The following is a 647-nucleotide window of genomic DNA, read 5'->3' as shown; positions in this document are numbered from 1 at the left end:
TGGCCGGGTGCAGATCGAGCGCTTCAATGAGCCCCGCCTGCAACGCCAGCGGCTGCTGCTGATCGGCCGACTCCAACGCTTGCAGCGCCTGGGCCTGGCTGACGAGACGCAGCCCGGCACCTGGGCCGTGCATGCCGACGCGGAGAAGACCTTGCGCGCCTTGGGCGAGCGTGGTGACATCATCCGCACCATGCAGCGCGCCATGAGCGGCCAGCCGCGCGAGCAGGCGGTGTTTGAGCCCGGCGACGACGGCCGCACCATCGTCGGCCGCGTGGCCGGCAAGGGGCTGGCCGACGAGCTGCACGACCGCGGCTATCTGGTCATCGACGGCGTGGACGGCAAGGCCCACTACGTCGCTTTGAACGCCCGCGACGAGCTGGCGAACTATCCCACCGGAGCCGTGGTGGAGGTACGCGGTTCCAACGAGGTGCGGGCGGCCGACAAGAACATCGCCGCGCTGGCGAGCGATGGCCTGTACCGCGCCGATCATCACCTGGCGATCGAGCAAGGCCGAGCCAAGCCCGGCCGCGACCCGCAGGAGGTCGTCGCGGCCCATGTCCGCCGACTGGAAGCCCTGCGCCGGGCCGGCATCGTGGAACGTGTGGCTGATGGACTATGGAAGGTGCCGGACGACCTGGCCGAACGTG

At 70.2% G+C, this 647-nt stretch carries 1 protein-coding gene; it reads left to right on the top strand.

Going from position 1 to position 647, the window contains the following annotated elements:
• A partial coding sequence (locus tag DU29_RS01000000130755) for a DUF3363 domain-containing protein (RefSeq protein ID WP_033051119.1) occupies positions 1-647 on the top strand: 647 nt, incomplete at both ends.

The sequence above is a fragment of the Pseudomonas sp. Ant30-3 genome (assembly GCF_000690905.1).
Lineage (GTDB): Bacteria > Pseudomonadota > Gammaproteobacteria > Pseudomonadales > Pseudomonadaceae > Aquipseudomonas.
The sequence above is the reverse complement of the archived record's forward strand: the minus strand, read 5'-3'. Positions and strand labels throughout refer to the sequence as shown.